General features: G+C 42.9%; 2 protein-coding genes. Both read right to left on the bottom strand.

The window, feature by feature from the left end; all coding sequences use genetic code 11:
* On the bottom strand, positions 1-7,712 hold a 7,712-nt coding region (locus BUC16_RS17305), incomplete at its 3' end, for a SprB repeat-containing protein (protein WP_073372075.1).
* Positions 7,713-8,671: 959 nt separating this feature from the next.
* Positions 8,672-9,305, bottom strand: a 634-nt coding sequence (locus tag BUC16_RS17300; RefSeq protein ID WP_141226199.1) for an OmpA family protein, incomplete at its 5' end; no start/stop codon positions are given.

Here is a 9,305-nt window from a genome sequence, read left to right as displayed (position 1 = left end):
TCATGAGTCAATGAGAATATACTTCCACATCCATCCGAGGCTGTTGCTTCTCCAAATACAGGAGTTTCAGGACAATTGATTGAAAGTCGAGTAGGGGGAACAGCAATCACGGGAGCCGTAGTATCAATCACGTTTATGGTTTGCGACGCTGTTGAAGTATTTCCACAAGCATCGGTTGCAGTCCAGGTCCTGGTCACTGAATAAGAACCGGCACAAGCACCATTTGTAGTCACGTCGGCAGAAGTCAAAGTGAAAGCAGAACCGCAAGCATCTGTTGCCACAGCTTGGGCGAACTCAGGTGCTGCAGGACAAGATATGGTTTTGGTTTCCGGCAAAGCTGCAATTATGGGAGCTGTTTTGTCATCAACATTGATTGTTTGAATGGTTGATGAAGTTTTTCCACAATCATCAATGAATGTCCAGGTTCTTGTAATAGTGTATGAATTTGCACAATTGCCTTGAACAATGGTATCCACGCCTTGCACGGTAATTTCTCCTTTACAATTATCCATTGCTGTAAGAGATGTCGGCATTGGAACTTCAGAGGCACAAGAAACATTCACGGTTGCCGGATTTTCTGGAGCAACAGGAGGGGTAATGTCTTGTATGCTGAAAGTTGCCGAAGTCATGGCCGAATTGCCACAGCTGTCTTTTGCGGTAAATTCTACAGTTACAGCAGCAGAACAGTCGTTGGAAAGTGCATTGAAGTTATTGGACCAGGTTACACTTGAACAAGTATCTGTTGCGGTTGCTCCACCGTTATTGGCCAACCAATTGGCAATAGCTGTTTTGTTGCCACTACCATCACATTCCACGGTGATATTAGAGGCCGGTGTATTAATTACTGGTGCCATTTTGTCCGAAACGGTTATGGTCTGGATTTGGTTCTCGGCCTTGTTGCCGCATTTGTCCACCAAGCTCCAGATCCTGGTGATGATGGTGGAACCTTCGCAGGTTCCGGCCGCCATCGAGTCGGAGAAGCTGGCGTTCAATCCGGTCGAACAATTGTCGGCTTCGTTGGTCACGTCCCCGGTCATTGCCACGGAAGCGTCATAAGTACAACTTGCAGAAGTGAAGATTTCTACGTTGGCAGGCGCGGTGAATGTCGGTTTCACGTTATCAGATACCGTAATAGTCTGGATTTGGTCCTCGGCCTTGTTGCCGCATTTGTCCACCAAGCTCCAGGTTCTGGTGATGATGGTGGAACCTTCGCAGATTCCGGCGGTCATCGAATCGGAGAAAGTTGCCTGTAATCCGGTCGAACAATTGTCGGCTTCGTTGGTCACGTCGCCGGCCATTGCCACGGAAGCGTCATAAGTACAACTTGCAGAAGTAAATATTTCTACGTTGGCAGGCGCGGTAAATGTCGGTTTGATGTTGTCCGAAACGGTTATGGTCTGGATTTGGTCCTCGGCCTTGTTGCCGCATTTGTCCACCAAGCTCCAAGTCCTGGTGATGATGGTGGAACCTTCGCAGGTTCCGGCCGCCATCGAGTCGGAGAAGCTGGCGTTCAATCCGGTCGAACAATTGTCGGCCTCGTTGGTCACGTCGCCGGCCATTGCCACGGAAGCGTCATAAGTACAACTTGCAGAAGTGAAGATTTCTACGTTGGCAGGCGCGGTAAATGTCGGTTTCACGTTATCAGATACCGTAATAGTCTGGATTTGGTCCTCGGCCTTGTTGCCGCATTTGTCCACCAAGCTCCAGGTCCTGGTGATGATGGTGGAACCTTCGCAAGTTCCGGCCGCCATCGAATCACTGAAGGTTGCTTGCAATCCGGTCGAACAATTGTCGGCCTCGTTGGTCACGTCCCCGGTCATGGCCACGGAAGCGTCATAAGTACAACTTGCAGAAGTAAATATTTCTATGTTGGCAGGTGCGGTGAATGTCGGTTTCACGTTATCAGATACCGTAATAGTCTGGATTTGGTCCTCGGCCTTGTTGCCGCATTTGTCCACCAAGCTCCAGGTCCTGGTGATGATGGTGGAACCTTCGCAGATTCCGGCCGCCATCGAGTCGGAGAAGCTGGCGTTCAATCCGGTCGAGCAATTGTCGGCTTCGTTGGTCACGTCCCCGGTTATGGCCACGCCGGCGTCATAAGTACAACTTGCAGAAGTGAAGATTTCTACGTTGGCAGGCGCGGTGAATGTCGGTTTCACGTTATCAGATACCGTAATAGTCTGGATTTGGTCCTCGGCCTTGTTGCCGCATTTGTCCACCAAGCTCCAGGTTCTGGTGATGATGGTGGAACCTTCGCAGATTCCGGCGGTCATCGAATCGGAGAAAGTTGCTTGCAATCCGGTCGAACAATTGTCGGCTTCGTTGGTCACGTCCCCGGTCATTGCCACGGAAGCGTCATAAGTACAACTTGCAGAAGTAAATATTTCTACGTTGGCAGGCGCGGTGAATGTCGGTTTGATGTTGTCCGAAACGGTTATGGTCTGGATTTGGTCCTCGGCCTTGTTGCCGCATTTGTCCACCAAGCTCCAGGTTCTGGTGATGATGGTGGAACCTTCGCAGATTCCGGCGGTCATCGAATCGGAGAAGCTGGCGTTCAATCCGATCGAACAATTGTCGGCTTCGTTGGTCACGTCCCCGGTCATTGCCACGGAAGCGTCATAAGTACAACTTGCAGAAGTAAATATTTCTACGTTGGCAGGTGCGGTGAATGTCGGTTTAGTTGAATCATTGATGGTTATGGTTTGTGTAAATATTATGGAAGTATTGTCACAATTATCGGTAACAGTCCAGGTATTGGTATAAGTTCCAGCATTGGCACAATTTGGAGATAGTACAAAGACACCTGGGGTTTTTACGATATCGGTTACGTTAGAATCGCAATTGTCGGTGGCAACCGGAATTAACGCTTGTGCAGCAATCAATCCAGCTGAATCATTGCATTCCACGGTTACATCAAGTGCTCCAACAGCGGTTTGCCATAAAGGAGCCGTGTTGTCAACAGCCGTGATTATTTGTTTATAAGGTGTACTTTTATTTCCACAAGCATCCGTTGCTGTCCAAGTTCTTACAATTAAATCATTTTCCTCACATCTTGTAGGGCTAATGCAAACTCCGGTAAATTCCAATGTTCCTGCAGCCGAAGTGTCTTTTCTACCGTAAAGTGTCCAAGTACCGTTCATGGGGCCTGTGAGGTCTTCGAAACGAGTTTTGAAGTTACCGTTAAAACCTGTAATGCTGTTATCGGAAGTAGTGCCGTTTGGCTCAAAATTTCCGGCACCAGCAGCAATGTTATTGGAATTTACCCATTTTGTGTAACCTGAGGCATCTGGATAAAAAGTAGGACTATATGTTGTTGAACCAACCACTTCACAAAATCCACCATCACAATAGGATCCCACCAACACAATTCCATCACCACTGGGTGCGATTAGAATGAATTCGGCATTTCCTTTTCCTTGGTTTGTTGTAAATTCCATGGAAACTTTGTGCAATTGATTTGCAGTCAGGTTGTTGAATCCGGAAATTTCAACTGGATAATAGTACCCTTGTCCGTGATTCATTTGAGTAATGACGCTATAGTCAAAGCATGATGCATCTGTATAGGTTACTATTGGATTTGAATCGCAATTGTCGTTAACTTGTGTTGGTGAACCCGTAACAGCAGGAGTCGAATTATAATTACAAGCAGCATCTTTTATCAAGGTGATGTTTTGAGGACCAATAAATGTTGGTTTTGTTTTGTCTTGAATAGTAATGGTTTGCGATTTTGTTGATGAATTACCACAGTTGTCTTCCGCTTTCCATGTTCTTGTCAAAACATAATTACTTGGACAATCACCATTGGTACGCACTTCACCAAGATAAGTTACGATAGGGTTTGTATCGCAATTATCGGTGGCGGTTATGTTTGTTACCGGTGCCACATTTGGTATGGCATTACATTCAGCAGTAACATTTGCCGGTACTCCCATCAAAACAGGTGCAGTTTTGTCTTCAACAGTGATGGTTTGCACCAAGTTTTTTGTGTTTCCTGCACAATCAGTCAAAGTGTATGTTCTGGTAACAATGTAGGGACTTCCATTGCAACCTGAAGCACCATTGTTGGTATCGGAGACAGTTATGGAAATGTTTCCTGAACAATTATCCGCAACATTGGTCAAGTCTGATGCTTTACCAATCGGGATTTCTGTTTTGCATTGTAGATTGGTTATGTTCGCTGGAACAGTTGCAGTTGGTGCGAGGGTGTCATCTATAGTGTAGGTGTATTTCCAGTTGGATACTAAACCGGAACAATCGGTATAAGTATAATTATAGGTTCTTGTTCCTTCGCAAGTCAATGGACTTGGTGAGTCAACAGTTGAAGCCAAGACGGCCGGAACGTTGTTGCCGCAAACATCGACAACGGTTGGTGGAGTTGGAGTGGTTGCATTGGACAAGCATTGTACGGTGCTGGTCCCATTGGCAGGAACCACTGCAGCAGTTGTATGGTCGATGGTGTAAGTGTAAACAAAATTTCGGGAGTTTCCTTCACAATCGGTATAGGTGTAGGTATAAATCCTGGTTCCTTCACATCCATTAAAAGTTCCGCTGGTTACGGGACTTGCAGGAGAAAGGGTATTTCCACAATTATCCGTTACCGTTGGCAGTGCAATGGAAGCAGTCACTGCCGAAGCGATACAGGCCACGGTTGAACCTGCCGGCGCGATTTCGCCGAACGGTTCTCTTTCTATGGTGTAGGTGTAAACAAAATTTCGGGAGTTTCCTTCACAATCGGTATAGGTGTAGGTATAAATCCTGGTTCCTTCACATCCATTAAAAGTTCCGCTGGTCACAGGACTTGCAGGAGAAAGGGTGTTGCCGCAATTATCCGTCACCGTTGGTAGCGTAATTGAAGTAGTCACGGCCGAAGCGATACACGCCACGGTTGAACCTGCCGGTGCGATAGCGCTGAACGCTTGTCTTTCGATGGTGTAAGTGTAAACAAAATTTTGGGAGTTTCCTTCACAATCTGCATAGGTGTAAGTATAAATCCTGGTTCCTTCACATCCATTAAAAGTTCCGCTGGTCACAGGACTTGCAGGAGAAAGGGTGTTGCCGCAATTATCCGTCACCGTTGGTAGCGTAATTGAAGTAGTCACGGCCGAAGCGATACACGCCACGGTTGAACCTGCCGGTGCGATAGCGCTGAACGCTTGTCTTTCGATGGTGTAGGTGTAAACAAAATTTCGGGAGTTTCCTTCACAATCGGTATAGGTGTAGGTATAAATCCTGGTTCCTTCGCATCCATCAAAAGTTCCGCTGGTCACGGGACTTACAGGAGAAAGGGTGTTGCCGCAATTATCCGTTACCGTTGGCAGTGCAATGGAAGCAGTCACTGCCGAAGCGATACAGGCCACGGTTGAACCAGCTGGCGCGATTGCGCTGAACGGTTCTCTTTCTATGGTGTAGGTGTAAACAAAATTTTGGGAGTTTCCTTCACAATCGGTATAGGTGTAGGTATAAATCCTGGTTCCTTCGCATCCATCAAAAGTTCCGCTGGTCACGGGACTTGCAGGAGAAAGGGTGTTGCCGCAATTATCCGTCACCGTTGGTAGTACAATGGAAGCAGTCACTGCCGAAGCAATACAGGCCACGGTTGAACCTGCCGGCGCGATTTCGCCGAACGGTTCTCTTTCGATGGTGTAGGTGTAAACAAAATCTTGTGTGTTTCCTTCACAATCGGTATAGGTGTAGGTATAAATCCTGGTTCCTTCGCATCCATCAAAAGTTCCGCTGGTCACAGGACTTGCAGGAGAAAGGGTGTTTCCACAATTATCCGTCACCGTTGGCAGTGCAATGGAAGCAGTCACTGCCGAAGCAATACAGGCCACGGTTGAACCTGCCGGCGCGATTACGCCGAACGGTTCTCTTTCGATGGTGTAGGTGTAAACAAAATTTCGGGAGTTTCCTTCACAATCGGTATAGGTGTAGGTATAAATCCTGGTTCCTTCGCATCCATCAAAAGTTCCGCTGGTCACGGGACTTGCAGGAGAAAGGGTGTTGCCGCAATTATCCGTTACCGTTGGTAGTACAATTGAAGCAGTCACTGCCGAAGCGATACAGGCCACGGTTGAACCTGCCGGCGCGATTTCGCCGAACGGTTCTCTTTCTATGGTGTAGGTGTATGTCCAATCACTTTTGTTGCCACAATTATCGGTATATCTATAAGTGTAGATTCTGGTGCCTTCACAGGTTACAGGGTTTGGAGTATCAACTGTAGATAATAATGTTCCATTTATTACTCCTGAACAAACATCAGTGGCTGTCGGAATTGTTGGAGGTATTGCCAATACCAAACATTCGACAGTACTTGATCCATTAGTTGCATTTATTGTTGGTGCAGTTGTATCTTTTATAGTTATAATTTGTGTATCACTTCCAACATGATCGCAATCATCAGTTATTCTAAAAGTTCTGGTAACCAGAATTGGGCAAGTTCCACTTTGACTGTCTTGATAAGTTATCGTTTTTATGTTTGATTCAGTATATGTTCCACCAATTTCAAGAAATTTGGCAACAGTAATTGTGGTTTGTGTAGTTGAATAGGCAAGATCAACTAAAGCAGTAACACCACACCCCTCAATAGCATAATCTGCAGGAGCATTTACAACTGGATTTATGGAATCTCCACCGCTAATTTGAAACGAAAGTTGTTTGGTACAGTCATTGGCATCCTTTACTGTTACGGTATAAGTTCCCGCAGCAATCCCAACAAGATTTTTAGATGTTGCTCCATTACTCCATGAATAGGTATATCCGGGTGTTCCTCCTGTCGGGTCGTTTAATGTAATTGAACCATCTGATCCGCCTCCACAACCTACAGGTGTTGTTGTAGCTCCATGTAGCTCTAATTCGGTCACATTACCCACTGTTACTTCAAATGTGTTGAATAGAGGAGTTGGGATATTACTGTCGGTTACTTTTAATTTAGCGGTATAACCCAATGGATTGTAAGGATATGTATATTGAGGGTCTTTAATTGTGGAGTCGTCAAATTGACCGTCATTATCTAAGTCCCAAGCATAAGCATAGGGTGGTGTACCGCCGTTTGTTGTTGATTTGTAGGATACGGTTACATTATTTCCAACCCTGCAAGTTTTGTATGAAAACTGGACAGCAAGAGGTGCTTTTACTACAACACTACCAGGTAATTCGCATTGTGATGAACTGTAAGTACTGCAATTATATGATGGTAATTCAGTCGAGTTTCCACCTGTTCTCCAAACTACCAATATTTTTTTTAACTCCAGTTCTTGACCGCATGTCCAAGCAAATGGACCATAAATTTTTCTTTGATAAGTTCCACCAGGGATATCTCCCAAGTAGGTATTTATTCCAATTTTTTGAGTCGTTGGAGCTCCATTTACAGGATAGGTTGTAATATCCAAGTCGGCAAATAGTCTACAATTGTTGGGTGTATTTGAAGCATTTGAGGTGTAATTCAGCATCACGTACAACTGTTGTGATGGTGATCCAGGGGTACACGTAGTAGTGTTCATGGGAACTCCATTTACATCTGTTAGACTTAAAAAAACATCTTTAAGAGTAAAATTATTTGAATTACAATTGAATACATCAAGGTAATAATTTGGTGCAACTCCACAATTTCTTAAATCAGGATGGTTTGCATCAAATGGAGGACTAACTTGGGAAAATATATTACCAACGAACATAAAGAAAGCCAGTAAAAAGTGGGTAATTTTCGTTTTCATATAATCTGATTTTAAGGCATTATTTGAAAAAATGTTTTTATATATTTTAGTAACTGTTCTATTACTTGGGAATTATAAATTTTTTGGACATATAGTTTTTGACACAAAAAATTGGGGCTATTTAATTTTGTATAACGGGATTCCATTTTTCATAATCTTCAACTTTTTTTGTTAAAAAATATTAATGGTAAACTGACTTAAACCAGACACTAAAAGTTGTCTAACTGTTTATTCAAGAAGTTGGGGGATTTCTTGACTCACAAAATAAATTAACTTGAATAAATTTTTAATCGTTTATGTTTAACAACACTTTTGATTACTGTTAATTTGATTTACTTTATTTATAAGTATAGCTCTAAGTGATGTTTCACACTTTGTTTTAAGGATGAAAAGTTTTTTCAACTTTTTAAAGAAAACATCCTTTTTCGTATCCAAATTACTTAACAATAGATTGTTAATAATTACAATCAAATTTATATATAATTAAATGTTTTAGTGTTTTTTTTCTGTCAACAACCTAAATAGTCGTTGAAATGTTGTTTTTTCGGTGTTTTTTTGGAGAACTATTCATAAATTTTAAACATTTAACTTTTGTATTAATAATCTGAATTTAGTTTTAAGTTGTTGAATAATAGTTTTTTAGATTGAAAAATATTTTTATTCTAGATTATGAAAAATATAGAGACATTTAATCAAGGTTTATATGTTTGTAAAGTCAAATGAATAAGTTAATGACTGAAGTTTAAAAATAAAGCTTGACCATAAAATGTTAAATCTAATTCTAAGTTTCCAATGCTTTGGATAGGGTTGGGGATTAACTAAAAGCTATTTTGTATTTCTAAATGGTATTATTTAAAATAAAGCAAAATTTAGGTTTGGAACAAAAAAAAACCTCGAAAGCGGAAAGCTTTCGAGGTTCAAAAAAAATAGTTGTTTTAATCTAAGTAATCTAATTCAAATTATAGCGCAGTAATAATAAATTCGCTGCGTCTGTTGAGTTGATGTTCTTCCTCGGTACATTTGACATCGTCGGCGCATTTGTTTACCAATTGCGTTTCCCCATATCCCTTACCGGTAAGCCTGCTTTGGTCAACGCCATTTTGCACCAACCAGCTGATGGTTGACTTGGCCCTGTTGTCAGACAAGGCTTCATTGTATTTATGCGATGCACGACTGTCGGTATGGGATCGAATATCGAGTTTCATCGTTGGATTTTCTTTCAATACGTCCAATATTTTTTCCAAGTCCAGTGCAGCCTCGCGGCGAATGTTGTATTTGTCCAAATCGAAATATATCATTTTGATTCCAAAACATTTTCCTAAATCGTCACCCACGGCCACTTGGCATTTTTCTTTTTCCAATGCAATGTCCAAATTGGTTCTGCCGTTGTTTTCCTTTGCTATGACAACTTTGAGTTCCTTGGTCAAATATTCCGGTTTTGCCGCCCTCACGTTATAGGTTTTTCCGCATTCCACGGCAAAGGTGTAATTCCCTTTTACATCGGTAACGCCGGTGTTGATCAAGTTGTATTTACTGTCAAACAAGCTGATTTTGCTGTCCGGAAGTAATTTTCCCGTGGCCATATCCGTCACG

Origin of the sequence: Flavobacterium fluvii (assembly GCF_900129545.1) — a bacterium.
Classification (GTDB): domain Bacteria; phylum Bacteroidota; class Bacteroidia; order Flavobacteriales; family Flavobacteriaceae; genus Flavobacterium; species Flavobacterium fluvii.
The sequence above is the reverse complement of the archived record's forward strand: the minus strand, read 5'-3'. Positions and strand labels throughout refer to the sequence as shown.